9 tRNA genes are annotated in these 1,280 nt (G+C 42.9%); all 9 read right to left on the bottom strand.

Annotated elements, in window-relative coordinates:
• Positions 1 to 486 precede the first annotated feature (486 nt).
• Positions 487 to 574, bottom strand: a tRNA-Ser gene (locus K1I67_RS09645).
• Positions 575 to 580: 6 nt separating this feature from the next.
• Positions 581 to 654 (bottom strand) — tRNA-Ile (locus K1I67_RS09640).
• 33 nt (positions 655 to 687) lie between these two features.
• Positions 688 to 758: transfer RNA gene (locus K1I67_RS09635), tRNA-Gly, on the bottom strand.
• A 19-nt stretch (positions 759 to 777) separates the two neighbouring features.
• Positions 778 to 850: transfer RNA gene (locus tag K1I67_RS09630), tRNA-Phe, on the bottom strand.
• A 4-nt stretch (positions 851 to 854) separates the two neighbouring features.
• Positions 855 to 928: transfer RNA gene (locus K1I67_RS09625), tRNA-Met, on the bottom strand.
• Between the two features lie 14 nt (positions 929 to 942).
• Positions 943 to 1,032: transfer RNA gene (locus K1I67_RS09620), tRNA-Ser, on the bottom strand.
• A gap of 10 nt (positions 1,033 to 1,042) precedes the next feature.
• Positions 1,043 to 1,116: transfer RNA gene (locus K1I67_RS09615), tRNA-Ile, on the bottom strand.
• 13 nt (positions 1,117 to 1,129) lie between these two features.
• A tRNA-Met gene (locus K1I67_RS09610) sits at positions 1,130 to 1,203 on the bottom strand.
• A 5-nt stretch (positions 1,204 to 1,208) separates the two neighbouring features.
• Positions 1,209 to 1,280, bottom strand: a tRNA-Pro gene (locus K1I67_RS09605).

The raw sequence follows: 1,280 nt of genomic DNA, 5'->3' as shown, positions 1-1,280 counted from the left end.
AGCTCAAACAGCTTGAAAGATACTCGCTTAATCAGAGGAACAACTTTGTTGCACTTGACTTGACAATTGGGGATAATTCTTATAATAGATACACCTTCGATAAATACTATAGATCTAAACATAATGTAGGAAAGGCCAATAGGAGCTATAACAAAAAGAGATTAAACCATTATTTAAAGGTAATTTCTAATATAATTATTTTATATTAGAAACTTACAGGAAATTAAAAAAAGAACATTAACACATCGAAAGACTAAAATAGAAATGCAGATAGAAGCTATGAAAAAGACTACAAAAATCTCTAAAAAACGAATATATTCGATTAGTTTAATAACTTTAAACCTAGAAAGTTCCTAAGTGTGAAACAAAAAGAGTGAAGCATTTTGTTTCACTCCAGATTGTAAGAATTCATCGCCCTACTATAGTTATCAAAGAGCCGAATTTTACAGACAAAAACACAAAAAAAGAGCTAAAAAGCTCTAATTACGGAGAATAAGGGATTCGAACCCTTGCGCCAGTTACCCGACCTAACGATTTAGCAAACCGTCCTCTTCAGCCTCTTGAGTAATTCTCCTATTAATGGGCACGAGTGGACTCGAACCACCGACCTCACGCTTATCAGGCGTGCGCTCTAACCACCTGAGCTACGCGCCCAAGTTAAATACTTGGTACTTGAACAAAGTTCAAAGCGGGTGACGAGAATCGAACTCGCGACAACAGCTTGGAAGGCTGTAGTTTTACCACTAAACTACACCCGCATGAAACTAAATAAAAATATGGCGCGAGACGGAATCGAACCGCCGACACATGGAGCTTCAATCCATTGCTCTACCAACTGAGCTACCGAGCCAATATTGCGGGAGCAGGATTTGAACCTACGACCTTCGGGTTATGAGCCCGACGAGCTACCGAGCTGCTCCATCCCGCGTTAATAATAAATAAAGGAGGATGTGGGATTCGAACCCACGCACGCTTTTACACGCCTGACGGTTTTCAAGACCGTTCCCTTCAGCCGGACTTGGGTAATCCTCCATCATTGCAATGGACCTTGTAGGACTTGAACCTACGACCACTCGGTTATGAGCCGAGAGCTCTAACCAGCTGAGCTAAAGGTCCAACAAGATCATTATAGCGGCGAAGGGGATCGAACCCCCGACCTCCCGGGTATGAACCGGACGCTCTAGCCAGCTGAGCTACACCGCCATCAATCGGGAAGACAGGATTCGAACCTGCGACACCTTGGTCCCAAACCAAGTACTCTACCAAGCTGAGCTACTTCC

It is taken from the genome of Streptococcus infantis (assembly GCF_019929575.1).
GTDB classification, from domain to species: Bacteria; Bacillota; Bacilli; order Lactobacillales; family Streptococcaceae; genus Streptococcus; species Streptococcus infantis_L.
Note: the sequence above shows the minus strand (reverse complement) of the source record. Positions and strands in the feature narration are given on the sequence as shown.